Source organism: Arcobacter sp. F155 (assembly GCF_004116455.1).
Lineage (GTDB): Bacteria > Campylobacterota > Campylobacteria > Campylobacterales > Arcobacteraceae > Halarcobacter.
Map to the genome: position 1 here is coordinate 103,115 of NZ_PDJU01000010.1, position 23,043 is coordinate 126,157.

At 27.8% G+C, this 23,043-nt stretch carries 17 protein-coding genes; 7 read left to right on the forward strand and 10 right to left on the reverse strand.

All coding sequences use genetic code 11. The features are described 5' to 3' along the window. Positions 1 to 54: 54 nt before the first annotated feature. The 3 genes from selA (at position 55) to CRV03_RS11170 (ending at position 5,763) form a co-directional block, all read left to right on the forward strand. On the forward strand, positions 55 to 1,404 hold the full coding sequence (selA, locus tag CRV03_RS11160; RefSeq protein WP_129085217.1) for an L-seryl-tRNA(Sec) selenium transferase: 1,350 nt from the start codon (positions 55 to 57) through the stop codon (positions 1,402 to 1,404). Further along, positions 1,397 to 3,238 carry a selenocysteine-specific translation elongation factor gene (gene selB / locus CRV03_RS11165; RefSeq protein WP_129085218.1) on the forward strand — a complete coding sequence of 614 codons (1,842 nt, stop codon included), beginning with the start codon at positions 1,397 to 1,399 and terminating at the stop codon, positions 3,236 to 3,238. Before selA ends, selB begins: the two co-directional genes overlap by 8 nt. Positions 3,239 to 3,324: 86 nt before the next feature. Then, positions 3,325 to 5,763, forward strand: coding sequence for a methyl-accepting chemotaxis protein (locus tag CRV03_RS11170; protein ID WP_258239074.1), 2,439 nt, complete (start codon positions 3,325 to 3,327; stop codon positions 5,761 to 5,763). Between the two features lie 26 nt (positions 5,764 to 5,789). Here the strand turns inward: CRV03_RS11170 and CRV03_RS11175 are convergent, their stop codons facing one another. Further along, positions 5,790 to 7,124, reverse strand: coding sequence for a DASS family sodium-coupled anion symporter (locus CRV03_RS11175; RefSeq protein WP_129085219.1), 1,335 nt, complete (start codon positions 7,122 to 7,124; stop codon positions 5,790 to 5,792). Positions 7,125 to 7,290: 166 nt separating this feature from the next. Here CRV03_RS11175 and CRV03_RS11180 point away from each other — a divergent pair, with 166 nt between their 5' ends. After that, positions 7,291 to 7,671, forward strand: a complete 381-nt coding sequence (locus CRV03_RS11180; protein WP_129085220.1) for a PAS domain-containing protein — start codon at positions 7,291 to 7,293, stop codon at positions 7,669 to 7,671. Positions 7,672 to 7,682: 11 nt separating this feature from the next. Beyond that, a complete protein-coding gene (locus CRV03_RS14325; protein ID WP_129085221.1) occupies positions 7,683 to 8,927 on the forward strand; it encodes a methyl-accepting chemotaxis protein in 1,245 nt (414 codons plus the stop codon). 44 nt (positions 8,928 to 8,971) lie between these two features. Here CRV03_RS14325 and mog read toward each other — a convergent pair whose 3' ends face one another. From mog to CRV03_RS11230, 9 genes are all read right to left on the reverse strand, one after another. Beyond that, positions 8,972 to 9,511 (reverse strand): molybdopterin adenylyltransferase, encoded by a 540-nt coding sequence (gene mog / locus CRV03_RS11190; RefSeq protein ID WP_129085222.1) that lies wholly within the window; start codon positions 9,509 to 9,511, stop codon positions 8,972 to 8,974. Further along, complete coding sequence (gene bioV, locus CRV03_RS11195) at positions 9,508 to 10,023, reverse strand: pimelyl-ACP methyl ester esterase BioV (RefSeq protein WP_129085223.1); 516 nt, start codon at positions 10,021 to 10,023, stop codon at positions 9,508 to 9,510. The genes mog and bioV overlap by 4 nt, the downstream gene beginning before the upstream one ends. Continuing rightward, on the reverse strand, positions 10,013 to 11,527 hold the full coding sequence (locus CRV03_RS11200; protein WP_258239077.1) for an AAA family ATPase: 1,515 nt from the start codon (positions 11,525 to 11,527) through the stop codon (positions 10,013 to 10,015). The genes bioV and CRV03_RS11200 overlap by 11 nt, the downstream gene beginning before the upstream one ends. Beyond that, on the reverse strand, positions 11,490 to 12,755 hold the full coding sequence (gene mtaB, locus CRV03_RS11205; protein WP_129085224.1) for a tRNA (N(6)-L-threonylcarbamoyladenosine(37)-C(2))-methylthiotransferase MtaB: 1,266 nt from the start codon (positions 12,753 to 12,755) through the stop codon (positions 11,490 to 11,492). The genes CRV03_RS11200 and mtaB overlap by 38 nt, the downstream gene beginning before the upstream one ends. 2 nt (positions 12,756 to 12,757) lie before the next feature. After that, positions 12,758 to 14,422: a mechanosensitive ion channel domain-containing protein gene (locus CRV03_RS11210; protein WP_258239075.1), complete on the reverse strand. Its 1,665-nt coding sequence runs from the start codon at positions 14,420 to 14,422 to the stop codon at positions 12,758 to 12,760. Then, positions 14,419 to 15,459: a 3-dehydroquinate synthase gene (gene aroB, locus CRV03_RS11215; protein ID WP_129085225.1), complete on the reverse strand. Its 1,041-nt coding sequence runs from the start codon at positions 15,457 to 15,459 to the stop codon at positions 14,419 to 14,421. The genes CRV03_RS11210 and aroB overlap by 4 nt, the downstream gene beginning before the upstream one ends. Positions 15,460 to 15,590: 131 nt before the next feature. Continuing rightward, on the reverse strand, positions 15,591 to 16,235 hold the full coding sequence (locus tag CRV03_RS11220; RefSeq protein ID WP_129085226.1) for a thioredoxin domain-containing protein: 645 nt from the start codon (positions 16,233 to 16,235) through the stop codon (positions 15,591 to 15,593). 55 nt (positions 16,236 to 16,290) lie between these two features. Next, positions 16,291 to 17,904, reverse strand: coding sequence for a diguanylate cyclase (locus tag CRV03_RS11225; protein WP_129085227.1), 1,614 nt, complete (start codon positions 17,902 to 17,904; stop codon positions 16,291 to 16,293). 55 nt (positions 17,905 to 17,959) lie between these two features. Next, positions 17,960 to 18,670 carry an SIMPL domain-containing protein gene (locus CRV03_RS11230; protein WP_129085228.1) on the reverse strand — a complete coding sequence of 237 codons (711 nt, stop codon included), beginning with the start codon at positions 18,668 to 18,670 and terminating at the stop codon, positions 17,960 to 17,962. A 119-nt stretch (positions 18,671 to 18,789) separates the two neighbouring features. On the opposite strand from CRV03_RS11230, the gene CRV03_RS11235 reads away from it, so the two are divergent. Both CRV03_RS11235 and CRV03_RS11240 read left to right on the forward strand, forming a co-directional pair. Continuing rightward, positions 18,790 to 20,406 carry an EAL domain-containing protein gene (locus CRV03_RS11235; protein ID WP_129085229.1) on the forward strand — a complete coding sequence of 539 codons (1,617 nt, stop codon included), beginning with the start codon at positions 18,790 to 18,792 and terminating at the stop codon, positions 20,404 to 20,406. A gap of 1 nt (position 20,407) precedes the next feature. Beyond that, complete coding sequence (locus CRV03_RS11240; RefSeq protein ID WP_129085230.1) at positions 20,408 to 22,579, forward strand: sensor histidine kinase; 2,172 nt, start codon at positions 20,408 to 20,410, stop codon at positions 22,577 to 22,579. The last annotated feature ends 464 nt before the right edge of the window (positions 22,580 to 23,043 follow it).

The window sequence follows — 23,043 nt, forward strand, 5'->3', positions numbered from 1 at the left end:
AAATAAGACTGAAATTCTACAATAAAAAGATTAAAAAATTCTAAAAGGGTAAAAATGACTTTACTAAAATCTATTCCTAAGGTTGATAAATTAGCATCTAATGAAGCTTTTAAAAATTTATCAAACACTTTAATTACTTCAATTATAAAAAAAGAGATTGAAGAATTAAGACAAAATATTTTAGCTAAGAAAACTGATTCAATAGATGAAGAAGAATTAGTATCAAATATTTTAAAAGAGTATGAAACTATTATAAAACCCTCACTTCAAAAAGTTATAAATGCAACTGGAGTAATTGTTCATACAAACTTAGGAAGAAGTTTAATAAATAAAGATGTTTTTGAAAAAGCAAAAGATATAGCAACTTCATACAACAATTTAGAATATGATTTAAAGATGGGAAAAAGAGGAGAGAGATATTCTCATATCTCTAAAGTTTTTTGCGAACTTCTTGGATGTGAAGATGTTTTAATTGTAAACAACAATGCAAGTGCAGTTTTCTTAATCCTTAACACTTTTGCAAAAGGAAAAGAAGTTGCAGTAAGTAGAGGTGAACTTGTAGAAATTGGCGGAAGTTTTAGAGTTCCAGATGTTATGAGTAATAGTGGAGCTATTTTAAAAGAGATTGGAACTACAAATAAAACTCACCTAAGAGATTATGAAAATGCAATCAATGAAAACACTTCAATGCTTATGAAAGTACATAAATCAAACTACTCTATTGAAGGATTTTCTCAAGAAGTTTCTTTTAAAGAAGTTATTGATGTAGCACAAAAAAATGATGTGATAGACTACTATGATATGGGAAGTGGTCATTTAATTGATTTACCTTATGGATTAAAAGAGTCTGAACCTTCTGTATTAGATTATATGAAACATAATCCAAGTCTGCTTAGCTTTTCAGGAGATAAACTATTAGGTTCAGTACAAGCTGGAATCATAGTTGGAAAGAAAAAGTATATTGAGCAATTAAAGAAAAACCAGCTTCTAAGAATGCTAAGAGTTGATAAATTAACCCTTGCTATTTTAGAAGAGAATGTAAAGTCAATCCTTTTAAAAGATTTTGATTCAATTCCAACTCTTAAAATGCTTTTTAAAACATTTGAAGAGTTAGAAACAAATGCAAAAAGAATAAAAGAGGAAATCTCATCTTTTTGTACTTGTGAAATTATCGAAACTAAAACTGTAATTGGTGGAGGAACAACACCAAATAAAAAAATACCAACAATAGCTTTAAGTATTGAGTTTAAAAACTATAAACCTAATAAAATAGAAAAACTATTTAGAAAAAACAATATCATCGGAAGAATTGAAAATGAAAAATTCTTATTAGACTTTAGAACAATTTTAGAAGATGATTTAGATATTTTAATTGAAAAGATAGGACAGATTATAAATGAGTAACTATATTATTGGAACGTGTGGACATATTGACCATGGAAAAACTGCATTAATCCGTGCATTAAATGGTTATGAAGGTGATTCAACTAAAGAAGAACAACAAAGAGGAATAACTATTGATTTAAGTTTTTCAAATTTAAGCCAAGATGATAAGAATGTTGCTTTTATTGATGTTCCTGGACATGAAAAACTGATTAAAAATATGATTGCAGGAGCCTTTTCTTTTGATTGTGTGATGATTGTTGTAAGTGCTGTTGAGAAAATTATGCCTCAAACAATTGAGCATCTTGAAATTTTAAATCTTCTTGGAGTTAAAAACGCAATTTTAACTATCACTAAAAAAGATTTAGTAGATGAAGAAACACTAAAGAAAAATAAAGAAGAGATTGAACAGTTTATAAATGATGAGTATGATTTTAATATACTATTTTCTAAAGCAGTTTCTATTTACGATGAAGAGTCAATCAATAAACTAAAAGAAAAACTGTTTACACTTGATGCAAGTACAAAAATAGAAGAAAACTTCTTTAGATACTATGTGGATAGAGTTTTCTCTTCTTCAGGAAGTGGTACTATTGTAACAGGAACAGTTTTAGGAAAACCTCTAAAAAAAGATGAAAAAGTTTTTATTTGTGATATTAAAAAAGAAGCAAAAGTAAAAAACCTTCAAGTTCATGGAGAAAATAGTGAGATTTCTAACATATCAAATAGAACTGCAATTAATCTAAGTAATGTAAATACTAAAGATATTAAAAAAGGTTTCTTAATCTCTAAAAAAGGTTTTTTAAGAGGCTTTGATAAAATAGATATCTCTTTTAAATGTCTAAAAAACAAAACTATAAAACATAATCAAAAATACTCTATTTTTATTGGAACTAAAAGAGTTGAAGCTAGAGTTTTACTATTCAATTCTACGGAAGGATTTGAAGTATCACAAGGTTTTGCACAACTATCACTAAGTGAACCTATTTTCTCTATTTATAAAGAGAAAATTATCATTAGACAATCAAATGATACTATTGCAGGGGCAACTGTATTAAATCCAATTATTGACCCTATGAAAAAAAGTCAAAAATTAAATTTACTAGAAGCTTTAGAAAAAGAAGATATAGAAAATGCATATAAAATCCTACTAGAAGCTCATAAAAAAGGTCTAGGACTGGTATCTTCTGCACAAAGATTTGCACTAAGCCATGAAAAAGCATTAGAGTTTGCTAAAAGTTTAGAGAATGTATTTATTGATGAAAACTCACTAATCTTATATCCAATAGAGACAAAACAAGTAATCAAAGACATAATTGTATCAATTTATAAAAAGAATCAATATGCCCTACTTTCTGTTTCTTCAATTGCATTAAGACTTAAGTGGGCAAGTGAAAACTTTATTCAAATCGTTATGACAGAATTAGTAAATGAAGAGTTTTTAGTTCAAGATGGAAAACTATATAAAAGCTCAAATATTAAAGAAGATTTCAAAAAAAGTCTAGAAAATATCATTTTAAAAAGACTAGAACAAGAAGATGTTGCTCCAACAGCTCCATATAATATCTATGATGATTTAGATATTGATAGAAAAATGGGTGATAATATTCTAAAATCACTTTGTTCTAAAAAAAGTGTAATAAGATTACAACATAATATTTTTATCCACTCAGAAAGCTTAAGTAAAATTATACTTGAAATGAAAAATATCATTAGAAACGAAGGTTTTATCGATATTTCAAACTTCAAAGAAAAATTCCCACTTAGTAGAAAATACCTAATTAGCTACCTTGATTACTTAGATAATTTCTCAGAAATCAAAAAAGAAGAGAATAAAAGAGTATTTATCTCTTAATTTCTTCTTTAAAAATATCATTTTTTTTCACATTTAAACCAAAATGTAACCAAGCTATCTTATAATTATAGAATCAGGAGATTAAGATGTTAAAAAAATTTACAATCAAAACAAAAATTATTGTTTTAGTGGTATTCTCACTAAGTTTTCTAACAATAATTCTTACTTCTTTCTCAGTAAAAGAAGCAAAAGACAGTCTTTTAAACCAAAACTATGCAATGTTAACTGCAGCAAGAGATTCTAAATCAAACCAAATCTCAAACTTTTTTAAAGAGAGAATTGGAGATATCAATGTTCTTGCAAAAAGTTACAACATTGTTGAGCTAATTTATGATTTAAGAAATACGTATGATATGCTTGACATCGAAGAAAAAGGTGCATTCCCTGTTGATTCTGTTGTAATAAAAGATGCAACACAAAGACATGAAGCTTTTTTACAACACTATTTAAAAGAGTATGGATATTATGATATCTTTTTAATAGATGCAGACACATCACATGTAATCTATACAGCAGCAAAAGAGTCTGACTATGGTGCAAACTTAAAATATGGAAACCTAAAAAATAGTGGTCTTGGAAAAGTTTACCATCAAACAATGGCAAATAAAAGACCTACTTTTATTGATATGGAACCATATGCTCCAAGTAATAATGCCCCTGCAATGTTCTTAGGTAATCCAATTATTGATGAAGGAAAAGTAATTGCAATTTTAGTTTTCCAAATTAGTGATAGAGCTATAAATACTATCATGCAGTTTAGAGAAGGTTATGGTAAATCACAAGAAGATTATCTTGTAGGTGAAGATTTACTTATGAGAAGTGATAGTTACTTAAATCCAAAAGCATACTCACTTGTTGCATCATTTGCAAATAAAGCAAAGGTTGATACAGTTGCAGCAAAAAATGCACTTGCAGGAAAAGAGAATACAGAGATTATCATGGATTATAATAACAATCCTGTTTTATCTGCTTATTCTGAAGTTAAAATTGGAAAAGATTTCAAATGGGCAATTCTTTCAGAAATTGATGAAGCAGAAGTTTTAATAACTCCAAATGCAATTAGAAACCTAATTATTATAATCTCACTAGTTGTGCTAGTATTAGTGATTATTGGGACTATTATTGTAATTAACAATGTAATAGTTAAAAGATTAAAATCATTCCAAGAAGGATTACTAGGGTTCTTTAACTATATAAATAGAGATGCGAGCAATGTTCAAGAACTAGAAAGTGATAGTGAAGATGAAATAGGTCTTATGTCTAAAGCAGTTAATGAAAATATCTTAAAAGCACAAAAAGGTATTGAAGAAGATAGAGCTATTATTGATGAAACAATAAAAGTTTTAGGTGAATTTGAACAAGGTGATTTAAATCAAAGAATCACAACTCAAGTTAACAACCCTGCTTTAAATGAACTAAGAGATGTTTTAAATAAAATGGCTGACAACTTAGAAAGCAATATTGACAATATCCTAAAAGTATTAGGAGAATTTTCTAACTATAACTATAAAGATAGAGTAAATACAAGTGGTATTAAAGAACACTTAGAAAAACTTGGAGTTGGAGTTAACTCTTTAGGTGATTCAATTACTCAAATGTTAGTTGAAAATAAAAGAAATGGTCTTATTGTAGATGAGTCTTCAAATATTCTTCTAAGAAATGTAGATACATTAAATCAAGCATCAAATGAAGCTGCTGCTTCATTAGAAGAAACAGCTGCTGCTTTAGAAGAGATTACAGGAAATGTAAAATCAACTAGTTTAAAAGTTAGTGAAATGGCAGAGTTTGCAACACAAGTAACAAACTCAGCAAGTGAAGGTCAAGAGTTAGCAACAAAAACAACTTCAGCTATGGATGATATCAATGAGCAAGTAACAGCTATTAATGAAGCTATTACTGTTATTGATCAAATTGCTTTCCAAACAAATATTCTATCTTTAAATGCAGCAGTTGAAGCAGCTACTGCTGGTGAAGCTGGAAAAGGTTTTGCAGTTGTTGCACAAGAAGTTAGAAACTTAGCATCTAGATCTGCTGAAGCAGCAAAAGAGATTAAAGATTTAGTTGAAAATGCAAATATCAAAGCAAATGAAGGTAAAAATATTGCTGGAAATATGATTGAAGGTTATACTAGCTTAAATACAAATATTGATAAAACTATTGAGCTTATTTCAGATGTTTCAAATGCTTCTAAAGAGCAAGAGACTGGTATCGTTCAAATAAATGATGCAATTAACTCTCTTGACCAACAAACTCAGAAAAATGCAGCCGTAGCAACAGAGACACAAGAGATTGCTACAAATACAGCAGCTTTAGCAAAAGAGATTGTTTCAGAAGTGGATAAAAAAGAGTTTGAAGGAAAAAACAATATTGATATATCAAGAGATATAAAAAATAAAAGTAATCAAACTACACATTCAACTCCAGTACAAACTAATAAAGTAGTACACAAAGAACCTGCTAAAAAAATAGAGAAAAACCAAGCATTTAAAGACACTAGTTCAAATGATGAGTGGGAAACATTTTAAAAGAAAGACTCTTATAGAGTCTTCTTTTAAATCATAAACTGCCAATAAACTAAAGCAATAATTGTTATTGATAAAATTCCTAATAGATTAAATACAAATCCATATTTTGCCATATCTTTTACTTTTACAGCTCCACTACTCATAGCAATAGCATTTGGAGGAGTTGCAATAGGAAGCATAAAGGCATAAGAAGCACAAATAGTAGCTACGAATAAAATTAGTTGAATATCAATCTGAGCTGCTTCTCCTAAAGAATAGATTATTGGTAAAGCAATAGAGATAAGAGCTGTATTTGAAGTAACTTCTGTAGTAAAAGTCACAAGAGCAGCAACTAAAAGAATAAGTAACATTACAGGTAAAGAAGTCAAGGCTAATAAGTAACTTGCAATTTGCTCAGCTAATCCTGTTGAAGAAAAAGCCATTGCAATAGAAAAACCTGCACCAAATAAGAAAATGATTTCATATGGAATTTTTCTTGCATCTTCCCACTCTAAAAAACCTAATTTAGGAACAAACATTAAAAGTCCATATCCTAAAAGTATTCCTTTTTCATTGATTCCAAGACCAGAATAAAAAGGTTCAATTTTAGAGTTTACAAAAAGTAAAACAATAAGAGTAAGTAAAATCATTCCTAATCTTTTTTGCTCACTTGTTAAAAAAACTGCCTTTCCAATATCCTTATCTAACTCAATAGCCTTTGCTCCTAAAGATAAAATAAAAGGTATTATAATAAGCATTACTACAGCTAGTGGAGCTGTTAGGAAAATCCAATTTACAAAAGAAATTGTCTCAATACCTTTTTGCTCTAAGAATCCAAGAAGAATCAAGTTAGGTGGTGTTCCAATTGGAGTTACAATACCTCCAACACTTGCACCATATGCAATTGCAAGAACAAATCTTAATTTCAATGAAGTTTCATTTGTTAAAAACATTGCAATAGGAATAAGTAAAAGAGCTGTTGTAGTATTTGAAATTAGTGAACTTAAAAAAGCAGAAGTTACAGCTAAAGAAAAAATAATACCCCTTGTTGTGCTTGGGAAAATACTTAAAAGTTTATTTGCAATGTACTTATGTAATTCAGTTTTTTGAGTTGCAATTGCAATCATAAAACCACCTAAAAACAGAAATATTATTGACTTTGAATAATTAGATGATGTTTCTGTTGTACTTAAAATATCAAAAGAAGGAAATAATACTATCGGTAATAATGAAACAACCCCCAAAGGTAAGCCTTCATTTGTCCATAAAGAAACAAGTAAAACAAGTATTCCAATCAAAGTAGCATGTTGAACACTAAAAGTTGTTGATGCTAATGCAAAGCCAATTATCGCCAAAAAAACTGAAAATAATATCTTATTCATTTTTAACACTCCTATATAATTATCAATTATACAGAAATGCTCTTAAAATAATTTTCTATAAGCAGAATGATTACTAATTAATAACAAAATTAGTTTTTTTATGTAAAGTTCATTTAAAAGTAATAAATATACAATTAAATTACTATCAACCTCAAAAGGATATGCTATGCGTGAAGTTGAACTAGATAAAAAAACAATGATTGTTTCTGAGACAGATGAAAAAGGTATTATCATTTATGCAAATGATGATTTTTGTAGTATTGCTGGTTATACTAAGGAGGAGTTAATAGGTCAACCACACAATATTGTAAGGCATCCAGATATGCCAAAAGCAGCATTTAAAGACCTTTGGACAACAATCCAAGAAGGAAAAATCTGGAAAGGTATTGTAAAAAATAAAACAAAAGATGGAAACTATTATTGGGTAAATGCAACAGCTTACCCCTCTACTTCCTCAAATGGCAAGAAGAGATACATCTCTGTAAGAATTAAGCCCACAAGAAAAGAGATTGAAAAAGCCGAAGAGCTTTATAAAACTATGAATTAAAAGGATTTAAGATGTTTGGTTTCCTCAAAAAAAATAAAAAAAATGAAATAATTGATGCAATAAAAACCATTGATCAATATGTCCAAAGTGAAATAAACTCAATAGAAAAAATTGATCATAATTGTACAGGAGAAACAAGAGAAGTTATTGAGACTATTTTAGATTTATCTCATTTGATTGAATCAAAGCAAACAGAAGATTTAACTTTGTTTGGAGAGATAATGCTTTCTACTGAAAAGCTTTCAGATGGTTATACAACTGATAGAATTACAATTAAAACATCAAATGAAAAGTTAAACTATATTGCAAAATCAATAAATGTTATGACTGAAAAGTTAGACCAAAGTCTTACTGAGATTGCTGACACCTTAAAAGAGTATGGAGAACAAAAATATATCAAAGATATAGATGAAACTCTTTTTAAAGGTGGTAAATTACAAGAGTTGGCAAAGGGAATAAACTATTTAAAAGGAGAGATAACAAATAGTTTACGTCTTAAATATGAAACAAGTATTTCATTAAAAAATAAATCATTAGATTTACTTGATAATGCAATGGCTCTTTCAGATGCTACAAACTCACAAGTTTCAGCAATAGAAGAGACTTCTGCTGCAATTGAAGAGATTACAGCTACAACAAGAGGCAATACTCAAACTGCAAAGACAATGTCAACACAAGGTGAGAATGTAAAAACATCTATAAACCATGGTCTAAAACTTGCAACTGAAACAGTAAATGCCATGAATGATATAAATGACTCAACAAATGCTGTTCATGAAGCAATTAACTTAATAGACCAAATTGCATTTCAAACAAATATTCTTTCACTTAATGCAGCAGTTGAAGCAGCTACTGCTGGTGAAGCAGGAAAAGGTTTTTCTGTAGTTGCAGGAGAAGTTAGAAATCTAGCAAGTAGATCAGCAGATGCAGCAAAAGAGATTAAAAATTTAGTTGAATCAGCAACAAGCAAAGCAAATGAAGGAAAAACAATTGCTGATAAAATGATTTTAGGTTATCAAAAATTAGATGAAAATATATCAAAAACAACAAGACTAATAGAAGAAGTTGTTGAAGCATCACATGAACAAGAGAAGAGTATTACTCTTATAAATGATTCTGTTGCTGAAATTGATACCTTAACACAACAAAATGCTGATGTAGCTCAAAATGTAAGAGAAACATCTTCAGAAATCAAAGATATTGCAAATGAAAATGTGGAGCATATAAATAAAGCTGAATTTATAGGTAAGCATTAAAAGTTTCAAAGACACATTTATAAATGTGTCTATTGAAAATATAACTATTTTTTCTTTGGTCTAAAAGGTTTCATAACCTCTTCATTACACTCTAAAAATGGTCCTTCCATTAAATCAATACAATATGGAACTGCAGGGAATACTGCATCTAAACACTCTCTAATTGATTTTGGTTTTCCTGGAAGATTGATAATAAGTGAACTTCCTCTAAGACCTGCTGTTTGTCTTGAAAGAATTGCAGTTGGTACAAACTTTAAAGACTCAGCTCTCATAAGTTCTCCAAAACCTGGCATCATTCTATCACACACAGCTTCTGTAGCTTCTGGTGTTACATCTCTTTTAGCCGGTCCTGTTCCACCTGTTGTTACTACTAAACAACAATTTTCATTATCAACAAGCTCTTTTAATGTATTCTCAATAGTTGTTTGGTCATCTTCAATACATCTATAAACTGGTTCCCATGGTGAAGTTAAATAATCATTCATAGTCTCTTCAATAGCTTTTCCAGAGATATCTTCATAAATACCTTTACTTGCTCTATCTGAAGTTGTAATAATTCCTATTTTTGCTATTTCTTTACTCATTTTAAAATATGTCCTTTCTCTTTTATATAATAAACTGTTGCAAACTTTTCAAAAAACTCTTTTGCACTTGTAGTATCAATAATTTTATCTTTTTGACCTAAGTAAACTTCGATTTTAGTTCCCTTGTTTAAAAGTTCTTCTAAATCTTTTTCATCCCATTTATAATAAAGTAGTTCTTCAAGCTCTTGTACTGTAGCTTCTTTATAATAATCTTTCATATTAACTTTAGAAGGGAAAGAAACATTTTGTAAAAAAGTATTACAGTAAGCTTGTTCATCTTTTTTATAATACATTAATTGCATTCTTTTAAACTTTTCATCTTTAGTTTCAAAAAAAGCAGGAGAAAAAAGTTGCAATAAATCAACTCTTCTTTTTGTAGTTAAAGCATATTCAAATGCTTTTATAGTCCCATAAGAAAATCCAGAAACAGTTAAGTCGTTTTCAACTAAGTAATCCTCAAAAAGCTCTTTTTCATTCTCTAAAGAGAAGCCAGAAAAATATTTAAATGTCATTTTCTAAAATTACCTCATTTTCTAAAATAAGTGTTTTTAATCTATTTATTTCATTTACATTTTGAGAAATAATTGACCTTAAAGAGTTTGAAACTTCATCTATAATATTTTGAGAGCTTTTTACCATTTTATACTCTTCTTTCATATCTTCAGCTAACTCATATGCTTTTTTAATATCATCTTTATTTATTGCATATTTCTCATTTTTTATAACTTCAACTGCAATTGAACCACAAAGATATCTTTTAATATTTTCTAGTAATTCATTATATGAAGGGTAAATAGAGTCTAAAACAGAAACTTTTTCATCAAAAAGTGAAACTTTTGATTTAGTAATATAAGCCTTACTTGCTTGATAGATTGCTAAAATCTCTTTTTGTTTATCATCTAAAAGTAGTGTCTGTTTTTTACCAAACTCTATTTTAGTTTTTGCAATATCAATATCAACTTGCTCTACAACTTTTGATTCTCTTTTTATCATATTTAATAAGGCTTCATTTACAAGTGTAGAAAGTGCAGCAGAAGAGAAACCTGAAGTTTCATGGGCTAATCTATCAATATCAAACTCATAATGTTTTTTATTTAAATATAGTTCTAAAATCTTTTTTCTATCTTCTATATTTGGTAAGTTTACAAAAACTCTTCTATCAAATCTTCCAGCTCTTAAAAGTGCATCATCTAAAACTTCAATCTTATTTGTAGCTGCAATAACGATAACTCCTGAATCACCTTCAAAACCATCCATTTGTGTTAGAAGTTCATTTAATGTTGATTCTCTTTCATCATTTGCTTTTCCATCTCTTTGTTTACCAATTGCATCAATTTCATCAATAAATACAATAGAAGGGGCATTTAATTTTGCTTGCATAAAAAGTTCTCTAACCTTTTTTGCTCCCATTCCAACATATATTTGAACAAAACTTGCACCACTTTGATAAAAAAATGGAACATCTGCTTCACCTGCAACAGCTCTAGCAATAAGTGTTTTACCAACACCTGGAGGTCCTACAAGTAAAACACCCTTTGGAAGTTTAACTCCATGTTTTAAATATTTACTTGGTTTGTTTAAAAAATCAACTATCTCTTCAAGTTCTGCTTTTACTTCAGAAATACCTGCAACATCATTGAAGCTAACATCAGAACTAACTGCTTTTATTGAAGAATTTTCTTCTTGTGTCTCTTTTAGTACTGATGTTTGTTTTGCTTCTTTTAATTCACTTGAAAAGCTGTTTTCGTTCTCTTTTCTATTTTTATTTAAAAACTTTTGAATCTTATCTTGTTTGATTCTTGCAAAAACTGCAAATGCTAATAAAAATAGTAGAAAGATAATTCCAAAGTAGTATGAACCAGACTCTATATGAGCACTACTTTTAAATAGTGTATATAAAAATAGTACTATTAATACAACAGCCGAAACTGCCATCAACTTAATATTTTTGTCTAGTAGATTGTTCTGTTTTTTGTTATTAGAATTTTGCCACATTTTTTTCTTCTTTTGCTTCATAGTTTTCAATTGTTATCCAATCACCAACTAAATCAGCACTACTTTCAACTTCTATTTGATTGAAGTGTTGATCAAGTCCTTGATATTTACCATCTTTATATGATTCGATTAACACATCTAAAGGATTTGTATTGTTTTGTCTAAACTCTAAATTCTTTTGTTTAATTATTGAAGTTAATTCGTTATATCTTAATTTTGCGATATCACCTCTTACTTCATCCTTCATTGTTGCACTTGGAGTTCCATCTCTTTTTGAATAAGTAAAGGCATGAACATGAGTTAAAGGAAATCTATGTAAGTTTTCAACTGCTTCTTTCCATAACTCATCTGTTTCACCAGGATGCCCTACAATAAAATCAGTACCTAAGGCATAGCCATTATCTTTTAAGAACTCAAAAAGTTCTAAATCTGATAATACTTTGTTTCTTCTATTCATAATTTTTAACATAGTTTTAGAAGTATGTTGAAGTGCAATATGTAAATGTTTTGCCATAAAAGGTTCATTGATAATCTCTTTAAACTCATCATCAATTTGAATAGGCTCAATACTTCCCATTCTAATTCTTCTAACACCTTTTATTAAAGACATTTTCTTTAATAGTTTTGCTAAAGAAGTATGTTGTTTCTTTCCATAAGAACCAACATTTGTTCCAGTTAAAATAAACTCTCCAAAACCATTTGCTGCTAAAGTAGTAACTTGCTCTAAGATTTTATCTTCTTTATAACTTCTTGCATCACCTCTTACATAAGGAATAATACAATAAGAACATCTAAAGTCACAACCTTCTTGTATTTTTATAAATGCCCTACTTTTACCAATAAACTCTTCAACAATAGTATCATCAATATGCTCTAAATCACCAGCATCAAAAAATCTCTCTTCTTTTTTTAGAAGTTCATTGATATTCTCTTTTTCACTATGTCCAAAAAGAGCATCAATTTTATTGTCTTTAAAAAGATTTTCACCCTTTGTCCAAACTCCACAACCTGTGAAGATAACTCTTGGTGGTTTTGCAAACTTCTGTAGTGAGTTTATATATCCACGTGCAGTACTATCTGCACTATTTGTTACAGTACATGAGTTTATAACTACGATGTCTGCTTGTTTTTCATCTTGTGTAACTTCAAAATCTTTTAGATTACTCATCATAACTTGAGTATCAAAAACATTTGTTCTACATCCAAAAGTTTTGAAATATACTTTTTGTTTATTTGTACTAAATTGCATTATTATACGTCCGGTAAATCAATTGGTGGTGTTCTTATTCCTGTATTAGAATTAACAGTTTGAGTAGGATATGCGATATGAATATCGTCCTCTTTCATAAATGCTTCTAATATCTCAGGAGACATTGTACTTCTAAGTACTAGTGCTGCATAAGAGTTTGTTAAATACCAAGAAGAAATAACAATACCATAAGACTCAACAAAAGTATAAACTCTTGGTTCTACACCTGTTGCTCTTAGTTGATATTTACTTCTCATTTTAGATAACTGTTTTCTTGTAATATCAGTATATCCCTTTGAGTAGTGTTTTAAAATCTCTTTTGCAATGTGCTGTGCTTTTTTATGGTTTGAGTCAAAAGTAATTGTAATATCAATACCATCCCAAACTGTTCTAAGTCCTGAGTGAGTATAGTTAGCAATCATCTCAGAGAAAATGTAGTTATTTGGAATAAAGAAAATTCTTCCTGTTCTTCTATTTACTGTATATGAAGTTAATGTAATATCTTCTCTAACTGTTATTTTAAACAGTGAAATATCAAGTACATCTCCAACTACTTCAAGTCCATTTCTAGTAACTTTGATTCTATCTCCTACATGAATTGAACCTGATGTAACAATAACCATCCATCCAAATAAAGACATAAACCAATCTTTAAGAGCAATAGCAATACCCGCAGATGCGAAACCAAGGATTGTAACTACGTAAGATACGTTATCAATATATGAAAATAAAATTATAATCATAATAAAGAAAACCACAAAGAAGTTGATTACTTTGTTTGTCATATAGTAATTTTCATTTTGAGAAAAATACTTTTTAAGTGCAAGTTTGATTAAGAATGTAATTATAAATAAAGAAACAATAATCATAGCAATATTAAATATCTTCTCAACTTGATTTGAAATTTGTGATTTTGTTTCTAAGATTACTTGTTCTATTTTTCTTGTATAAACCTCTTCAGTAGTAGATACAATTTCAAGAACCATATGGAAATCTTTTTTCTCTTTATCTAAGAAATTTATCTCTTCTTTATACTCTGGTTTTGGGTCAGTATTATAAAGGTCAACATAAGCATATAGTTTCTCATCAAGTAAATTTGTAATCTCTGAAATTCTTTCTTCTATTGAAGAGAATTGCTTTTTGTTGTTCTCTAACTTTTTGATATATGAAAGTGCATTAATTATTCCAAAAGGGTTTGTAATAGACTCATAACTTTCTATCTCTGGTGGATTGATTAAAGAACCAATAGGAGAACCTTTGTATTCAGCAATTAATTCTAACTCATTTTCTTTAATTCTAATTTTATTATTAAGTTGAAAAATTTTATCTTCATTTTTTGGATTTACTTTTTCAACTGTATCTTTTAAATCATCTAATTCAGAAGAGATTCTTCTATAAGCATCATAGTTACTATATCTTTTTAGTAAAATATTGTTTTTAAGTTCAGAGTCAATAGCATCAATTCTATTTTTTATCTCTGTGATTTTTGCTCTTTTCTCTTCAGCTTCTTTTTGTTTTAGTTTTTCTTCTTCAATCTCTTTTAATCTTTTTTCTTCAATTGCTTCAATATCAGAAAGTTTATTTACTACAGTTTCTGATAAATCTTTTTGTGCGAATGAAGAAGTTACAAAAAAAGCTACTAATAGTAGTTTGAAAATATTTTTCAATTTGAAAACCCTTTTAATACTTCAATTACATCATCTTTTGAAATCTCATCTGTGATTTCACAATCTCCAATACCTTTAGGAACTATAAATTTAATTTTGTTGTCTAATGATTTTTTATCTAAAAAGAAATGCTCATAAAAATCTTCTACATCTTCTATCTTATAATCAGTTGGAATATCATATTTTTCTAATAGTTTTTTTACTCTTAATGCTTCTTCTTCAGTCATATAACCAATTTTACAAGCAAGTTCATTTGCCATAACCATACCAATTCCAACAGCTTCACCATGTAAGTATGTATTATAGTTTGTTTCATTCTCAATTACGTGACCAAAAGTATGACCATAGTTAAGAGCAGCTCTTAAACCTTTCTCTTTTTCATCTTGACAAACAACCCATGCTTTAGTTTCTACTGATTTTGCAATAGCTGTTTTAATATTTTCTTTATCGTTTAAATCATTTTCTTCAAGCCAAGAAAAGAAATCTCTATTGAAAGTTACTGCCATCTTAACAATCTCAGCAATCCCTGCTCCAAACTCTCTTTTTGGTAATGTTGTTAAGAAGTGAGGGTCAATATTTACTGCTATTGGTTGATGAAAAGCACCAATTAGATTTTTACCAAACTTATTGTTTACACCCGTTTTACCACCAACACTTGCATCAACTTGAGAAAGAAGTGTCGTAGGAACTTGAACAAAGTCAATTCCTCTTTGATAAATAGAAGCAGCAAAACCAGTCATATCTCCAATAACACCACCACCAAAAGCAATAAGTAAAGAGTTTCTATTTAGCTTTTGTTCAAAACAGTGTTCTAAAATATCTTCAATAGTTTTCATGTGTTTATACTGTTCACCATCTGGTATTGTTACAACAGACAACTCTTTTGCTGAAATTTTTTCTTTTAAATACTCTAAATGTAAGCCACTAACAGTTGGGTTTGTAACTATTACAACCTTTCTGTCAAAATATTGTTTTTCTAGTGTATCAATTGTGATATCGTATTTAGTATTATCTGGTAGAGAAATATTTACAATCATTAAAAATCCATAGTTTATAGTTTTTTAAATATATTATCTAAAATTTATTGAAAATGGGTTAAAAAGGCGAAGTTATAAGAGTTTTCTAAATACTTTATGATTAAAAATCATAAAGTATTTATTATAGAGTTTTATAGTTCAGAGTTTATAAGTTTTTTTAGGTTTTCTAAGCCAAACTCTTGAAGAGCTTTTCCATTTACAAAGTAAGATGGAGTTTTGTCCGCTTTTAAAGTTTCTGCATCTTTTAAATCTTGTGCAATTCTTTCATCTGCTGTTTTATTATTATTCATAAATTCAGCCATTTTTTCCATGTCTAAACCTTTTACATTTGCTAATAAAGCCCATAATTGTTTAGGTTGAACTACATGATGTTTTATCCAATAAGATTGTGTTGCAAACATGAACTCTAAAGTATCCATAAATAAACCTTGCTCTCTAGCACCTTCAAGCATTTTTACTGCATAATTTGAATTTTGATGAAATGGTGCGTATCTAAGAACTAATTTAATTTTTCCTTCATTCTCTTTCATTATCTCTTTTACATAAGGATGGAACTGTGCACAAGTACCACAAGCAGGGTCAAAGAACTCTACTAATTGAACTTTTGCATCTTTATTTCCAACAACAATTGAATATGGTCTTTGGAAAACTAAAGCTTCACTTTTTGAAATATTTTCATACTGTTCAGATTGCTTGTTTTTATAAACATAACCAGCAACAAAAAATAGTGCTAATAAAGCAACTATTGATACTAAAACTACTTTTTTATTTTGCATTAAAAAGACTCCGATTTTATAATTTTGATTATTTTAACATAGTTTTGTGTAGAGTTTATGGAGCACTTATAATAACAGTGTTCCGTCCACTCTCTTTTGCTTTATAAAGCAACTCATCACTATTTTTATATACTTCATCTATATGTTTTGATTCATCTTTTAAAATAGTCAATCCAAATGATGCAGTAACAACATTTAAAGGTGGATTTTTTTCATGAGTAATCCCAAGACTCTCAATATCTTTTCTTCCTTGCTCAGCTAACTTTTCAATATCACTTTGCTCTTTTGCACTAATTAAAACTCCAAACTCTTCTCCACCAAGTCTAAAGATTTTGTCACTTTGTCTTTTAAAACTTTTTTCTAAGCTTTTAGAAACTTTTATTAAAACATCATCACCTTTTTGATGTCCATAAGTATCATTATATTTTTTAAAATTATCTATATCTAAAATTAAAAAAGCAAAATAGTTATTGTCTCGTGAACATTGATTTATATAATCTTTTGAAATCTCATTAAAATATCTTCTATTATAAAGTCCCGTTAAACCATCAGTAATAGAAAGCTCGTAAATTCTTTTTTTATCTGTTATATCTTGTCTTACAGAAGTAAAGTTTGTGATATTTCCTTCTCTATCAAAGTTTGGTTCTATTACTACTTTTACCCAATAAAAACTACCATCTTTTTTAAGGTTTTTTACTTCACCTTTCCAAACTTTTCCTGCTTTTATTGTACTCCACAGTTCTTCATATAAAGATTCTGGCATATCAGGATGTCTTACAATTTTATGACTATTTCCAATTAGTTCTTCTTTTATATATCCTGAAATCTCACAAAAAGCTTGTGATACATTTAAGATAGTTCCATTTTCATCGGTATATGAAGTTATTACATTATTATCAATAACTTCAGTATAGTTTCGAATATCACTTATTTGTTTCATATTTGAAAAAGTATTAAATAATTTTGCCTTTAACTCTTCTTCTAGTAAAGGTTTTACTAAAAAGTCAGTTGCTCCATTTTTGTATAGATTCACTTTTAAGGCATTGTTATTATCTGAAGTCATAACCAAAATTGGAACGGCACTGTTAGTATTGCCTTTTCTAACTTTTTTAATAAACTCTAGGCCATTCATTTCATCCATATGATAATCTGTAATAATCAAAGAGATATTTGGATTTTGTTCCAACTGTTTTAATGCAGATTTTCCACTATTTGCAACACTTACATTTAATAAAAGCCCTTCAAGACTATTTTTTAATTGTGAGACTACAGTTGATGAATCATCAACAATTAAAACTTCCATATCTCTAACATATAATAGTAAGTTTGCTAATCTGTAAGCTTTTCTTAATTCATGGATTGACTCTTTTGAAATATAATCAATCACACCTATTTTTTTAATTTTTGAAATTGTTTCATCATCAATCTTTGAAGTTAAAACTATTGTAGGAATTTGATTGGATTTTAGTAGACTTAGTAGTTCCCCGTTTAAAGCATCTGGTAGAACTAAATTAGAGATAGAAACAAAAAACTTATGATTATCAATTAAGTCTTTTGCTTCTTCTAAACTTTTTGCAACATAAACTTCATAATAGTTTTTCTTTGCAAATAAATCTTTTAACACATTTATAATAACTGTTGAGTTATCTATTAAAAGTAACTTTTTCAATATTTCTCCATTCTAAAAAGTAATAGAATGGTATAATATTAAACTTTAAACATATTTAATCTACTAAATAATACTCAACTGTAGATACTACTCTTATCTTTTTGATATGCTCAGTGTTTTTATCCCTTGCTCTAATTGAGAACTGTCCCTGTGATGCTTTTTTGATTTTTCCTAAATTACTCTTAGAATCTTGTGCAAATTTTAATGCAGTATCCCTCGCGCTTTGTGTAGCTTCTTCAACCATCTTTGGTTTTACTTCATTAAGTTTTGTAAACAGATATTCAACTCTTGTATCATAATCATTTTGCATAAAAGTAATACCCTCTTTTCCAAGTGTACTTAACTCTTTCATAGCTTTTTGAGCTAATTCAATATTATTTGAATAAACAACTACTTTATTTGAACCACTATATCTAAACTTTACTCTATCACTATTTCCATAACTTTGAGCAAACTTATCATTAACTGAAGGAGCTAAAACAGTAAGCTCTTCTTTTTTGAAACCTATTTTTTCTAAAAAATCTAAAATCTTCTTTGTATCGTTTTCTAACTCTTCATAAAGTTCACTATTATTGTTTGAAGCTTTAATAAACTTTATTGGCCAAATAACCAAATCAGCCTTCACTTCTTTTTGTGCTAGACCTTTTACAACTACAGTTCTATCTAACTCTTTATAAGAAATAAATCCTTTACTTAAAATCAAAGCCATAATTGTCAAACCAATAACAAAACCTAAACCAATTATCATACTACTTCTAGTTGTCATAATAACCTTTCTATAAATAAATTGTAACTTTCGAATTTTAGTTAAAAGAAGATTATTTTACAAAAAAATATAGATATTTTTGATACTTTATTGATACTTTATGCTAGTATAATAATACTATGAAAGAAATAAGTAATTTAAATGAATTAATTGAGTTATGTAATAACTTATCGGTTTTATATGTTGAAGACGATTCTATGTTAAATCAAGTAAATACTTCTATTTTAGAAAGTATTTTTAAAAGAGTAGATTCATGTGCTAATGGGAAAGAGGCCCTTGAAAAGTACATTGAAAAAAAAGCAGACTCTAATACATATGACCTAGTAATTACAGACATCAATATGCCATACATGAATGGTATCGAATTATCAAAAGAGGTTCTAAAACTTGATAATAGCCAACAGATATTAATAATTTCAGCTTATAATGATTCTGATAAACTAGAATTACTTATTCAATTAGGAATTAAATATTACGTACAAAAACCTGTTAGTACTGAAAAATTCTTTGAAGTTCTAGAAAAAATTGCGAAAGAGATTCATGAAAAGACTATTTCTAAAGAGTTAACAACAGAGCTTACAAGTTATGACAACATAACGAAACTTAAAAATATTCATGCTTTACATGAGGATTTAAAACTAAATAAATTTGAAAATATTTTCATAATAGAGCTAACTAACTTTGAAAATATCCAATCCTTTTATGGTATTGAAAAATCAGATGCTATTTTAAATGATTTAATTGTTCACCTAAAAGAAAAAATATCTTGTAAAAAATGCTTATATAGAAAAGGAACAAATAAAATTGCTTATATGTTCAATGACGAAATACGAAAAACTTTAAATAATTTTGTTGAAAAACTAGATGAGAGTATGTTTAGTTATTGTATTGGAATAAGTTCCCAAAAAGAGAATCTTGTTACTACAGCAAAAATGGCTTTAAAGTACGCAAGAAGTCATAAATTAAAGTATAAAAAATACTCTAAAGATATTGATACAAAAGATATGGACTTTAATAGTCTAAAAATACAAGAAGTAATTAGTGAAGCAATAAAAGAAAATAGTGTTTTCCCCGTATTTCAACCTATTTTTAATAAAAACAAAGAGCTTATTAAATATGAAATTCTAATGAGAATCAAATCTAATAAAAAAAATAAAGTATATTTTCCAAATGAGTTTATTGATATAGCATTAGAAACAAATAATTTTTATGAACTAAATATTCTAATGTTAGAAAAACTTTTTGACACAATTAGAAATAGTGATAAGAAGTTTTCATTTAATATTTCATATCAAGATATAGTACATACAAAACTATGTGACTATATGGAAGAAAAATTTAAAGAAGAACCTACTTTAGCAGAAAAGTTTATTTTTGAACTTTTGGAAACCCATGAAATTGAAGATTATAAAATCCTTGATGATTTTATAAAAAGATTCAAAAAATATGGTGTTTTAATTGCCCTTGATGACTTTGGAACAGGCTATTCAAACTTAAGTCAAATTGTAAATATGGATTTTGACTATGTAAAAATAGATGGCTCACTAATAAAAGAGATTAATTATAACTATAAATCACTTGCTATAGTAAAGGCTATAATAACCTTTGCAAATGAAACAGGTATAAAAACAATCGCTGAATTTGTTTCATCGGAAAGTATCTTCAATAAACTACAGAAAATAGGAATTGATGAATTCCAAGGATTCTATTTGAGTAAACCATTGGAAAAGATTTAGTATGAAAAAAAACTTGCCCTTAAAGTCAATACTTTATAACACATATTTTAAAACAGCCCTTGTTCCTCTTATTGTAATTGAGATAACTCTATTAATTTTATATTTTGGAATAAGCAAATATATTGTTAGTAATACTAAAAATTTAAGTTCCCAAGAAATAAAGACAAACCTTCTAAATATATCTCAAAAAGAGACACAAGAGATAAACTACCAATTAAAAGAGATATCAAATATAGCTTTAATAGCTCAATATGAACAAGAAAAAATATTCAAAGAGAAAGATGAAATTCTTAAAAATATAAAGACTCCTGAATTTAAATATGCTAAAAATGGAACCTTTTATAAAGTACATAATGATGGTGGAGCAAGTTTGTTATATGCTGCAACTACCAATATAGGCAAAAAAGAGAAAGAAAAAGCTATTTTTACAGAAGCTTTTGATGACAAACTAAAATATTATGTTGACAATAATAAATTAATTGTAGCTTCATACTTTAATAGTTTTGATAACATGAATAGACTTTATCCATTTATAGAAGAAGTTTACTCACAATATCCAGCTGATATTAAGATGCAAAACTATAACTTCTATTATGAAGCAGACCAAGAACATAATCCCCAAAGAACTACAAAATGGACTACTGCATACTTAGACCCAGCTGGACAAGGTTGGATGGTAAGTTGTATTGTGCCTATTTATACAAATGACTTCTTAGAAGGAGTTACTGGTTTTGATGTAACTATTGATAAGTTTATAAAATATGTATTAAATCTTGATTTACCATGGAATGCAAATGCAATGCTAGTAGACCAAAATGGTTTAATACTTGCAATGCCTAAAGAGATACAAGAAAAACTAAATATAGAAGAATTAACTTCTCATAACTATGATGAAGTAATTACAGATACAAATTTAAAACCTGATGAATTTAATATCTATAAAAACAAAGAGCTTTATAAATATTTTAAAGAGTTAAAAGATAATAAACAAATGATATCTACTTCTATAAATAATAATGAATATTTAATTACTCAATCAAATATAGAGCAAACAAATTGGAAACTTTTTATTTTTGTAGACAAAGAAACAATATTTAAACAACTAAATGAATTAGATGATATTGCCAAAAAAATTGGTTTTGCAGCTATTTTTGGAATGATTTTATTCTATTTACTGTTCTTTGCATTTTTAATTAGAAAGATTAAAGAGATTTCAAACTTTATTGCAAAGCCTATATCTTTACTTGCAAATGAAACGCACAATTTTAATGCAGAAAAAAGAATCAATAAACCAGAAGAAACAAAAATAAAAGAGATAAATATTTTATCAAATAATTTTTATACCATGACAAATGAACTATACAAAAAAAGGCATGAATTAAAAGATTTAAATAGCTCTTTAGAAGAAAAAGTTGAAGAAGAAGTTTTAAAAAATAGAGAAAAAGATCAATTAATGCTTCATCAGTCAAAGCTAGCACAAATGGGTGAAATGATCTCTATGATTGCCCACCAATGGAGACAACCTTTAGCTACTATAAATTCTGTTATAACTGATGTAAAATTAAAAATGTTTTTAAATAAGTTTGACCTTTCAGATGAAAAACAGAAAAAAGAGTTTGAAGAGTATCTTAAAAATAAGTTTTCAAATATAGAAGAATTAACAAATGTTTTATCTACAACAATTGATGATTTTAGAAACTTCTATAAACCAACAAAAGATAAAAAAGAGACTTCAGTTAAGACTCTTTGTCAAAAAGCATTAGCTATTGTCAGCCATGAATTAAAAAGTAAAGAGATTGAAGTTATTGAAAAATATGATTCAAATGACAAATACACACTTTTTGAAAATGAGTTAATACAAGTATTATTAAATATTCTAAAAAATAGTATTGATAACTTTGAAGTAATGGAAGTAAAAAATAAAAAGATAAGAGTAAATACAGTTAGTACAGATAATTATCTAAGAATTATTATCACAGATAATGGTGGAGGAATTAAAGACTCTATTAAAGAAAAGGTATTTGAACCATACTTCTCAACAAAAGAGCATAGAAATGGAACAGGACTAGGTCTTTACATGAGTAAAATTATAATAGAGCAATACCAACAAAGTAGTTTATATTTTGAGAATACAGAAGAAGGTGTTAGTTTTACAATTGAGCTAAATAGATAGATTTTAGTATATTAAATAAATATACCACTAAAGAAACACTATTTATTTATATACTTCTTGAGTACAAAAAATATAGATTTGTTTAAAATCATATATTTTGTTACTCCTACTATTTTTCGTTAGAGACTTCTTATATATTCATTAAATAAATACAAATACACTATCAAATATATAAAAAGTCTTTTTCGGTTATTTTTTAATTGAAAATGAAAAGTAGCAGTGAAAAAACTGCTACTTTAATAAAGTTAAACTTTTTCATTAACCTACATAAACTCTTGCAGAGTCAAAGAAAGATAAGTATGCAGACAGTCCAGCTGCTGCTAATAATAAGATTCCAATAATTTTATCCATTTTATCTCTCCTTACTGAGGTTTACCAACAAGTTCATAATGCTTTAGGTTTTCAGTACTATTGAATTTTAAAGCATCTAAATCTTGATTGATTTTATAAAAGTTTGTAGATTC

Excerpts from the sequence above, each read along its gene's own strand:
- CRV03_RS11170 (WP_258239074.1), top strand. The coding sequence starts at position 3,325 with ATGTTAAAAAAATTTACAATCAAAACAAAAATTATTGTTTTAGTGGTA.
- selB (WP_129085218.1), top strand. The coding sequence starts at position 1,397 with ATGAGTAACTATATTATTGGAACGTGTGGACATATTGACCATGGAAAA.
- aroB (WP_129085225.1), bottom strand. The coding sequence starts at position 15,459 with ATGATTGTAAATATTTCTCTACCAGATAATACTAAATACGATATCACA.
- bioV (WP_129085223.1), bottom strand. The coding sequence starts at position 10,023 with ATGACATTTAAATATTTTTCTGGCTTCTCTTTAGAGAATGAAAAAGAG.
- mog (WP_129085222.1), bottom strand. The coding sequence starts at position 9,511 with ATGAGTAAAGAAATAGCAAAAATAGGAATTATTACAACTTCAGATAGA.
- CRV03_RS11240 (WP_129085230.1), top strand. The coding sequence starts at position 20,408 with ATGAAAAAAAACTTGCCCTTAAAGTCAATACTTTATAACACATATTTT.
- CRV03_RS11180 (WP_129085220.1), top strand. The coding sequence starts at position 7,291 with ATGCGTGAAGTTGAACTAGATAAAAAAACAATGATTGTTTCTGAGACA.
- CRV03_RS11175 (WP_129085219.1), bottom strand. The coding sequence starts at position 7,124 with ATGAATAAGATATTATTTTCAGTTTTTTTGGCGATAATTGGCTTTGCA.
- mtaB (WP_129085224.1), bottom strand. The coding sequence starts at position 12,755 with ATGCAATTTAGTACAAATAAACAAAAAGTATATTTCAAAACTTTTGGA.
- CRV03_RS14325 (WP_129085221.1), top strand. The coding sequence starts at position 7,683 with ATGTTTGGTTTCCTCAAAAAAAATAAAAAAAATGAAATAATTGATGCA.
- CRV03_RS11235 (WP_129085229.1), top strand. The coding sequence starts at position 18,790 with ATGAAAGAAATAAGTAATTTAAATGAATTAATTGAGTTATGTAATAAC.
- CRV03_RS11230 (WP_129085228.1), bottom strand. The coding sequence starts at position 18,670 with ATGACAACTAGAAGTAGTATGATAATTGGTTTAGGTTTTGTTATTGGT.
- selA (WP_129085217.1), top strand. The coding sequence starts at position 55 with ATGACTTTACTAAAATCTATTCCTAAGGTTGATAAATTAGCATCTAAT.
- CRV03_RS11200 (WP_258239077.1), bottom strand. The coding sequence starts at position 11,527 with ATGAAGCAAAAGAAGAAAAAAATGTGGCAAAATTCTAATAACAAAAAA.
- CRV03_RS11220 (WP_129085226.1), bottom strand. The coding sequence starts at position 16,235 with ATGCAAAATAAAAAAGTAGTTTTAGTATCAATAGTTGCTTTATTAGCA.